General features: G+C 41.7%; 1 rRNA gene. It reads left to right on the top strand.

Annotated elements, in window-relative coordinates:
* Positions 1-76: ribosomal RNA gene (locus BAE31_RS11190) — 16S ribosomal RNA — on the top strand; the annotation flags it as partial.
* Positions 77-290: the final 214 nt, after the last annotated feature.

The raw sequence follows: 290 nt of genomic DNA on the forward strand, positions 1-290 counted from the left end.
GAAGGTGGGGCAGATGATTGGGGTGAAGTCGTAACAAGGTAGCCGTATCGGAAGGTGCGGCTGGATCACCTCCTTTCTAAGGATATATGGAGCAGCGTACGTTTTCGTCTTGTTTAGTTTTGAAGGATCATTCCTTCAAAACATGTCTCTAGCGAGACAGGATTGTTCTTTGAAAACTAGATAACAATAAGTAATACATTCACATTGAATGCAATGCAAAGTTCATCACACATAGTGATTCTTTCTAAAGTAAGAAATGGTTAAGTTAGAAAGGGCGCACGGTGGATGCC

Origin of the sequence: Bacillus sp. I-2, from assembly GCF_001974945.1 — a bacterium.
GTDB classification, from domain to species: domain Bacteria; phylum Bacillota; class Bacilli; order Bacillales; family Bacillaceae; genus Bacillus; species Bacillus safensis.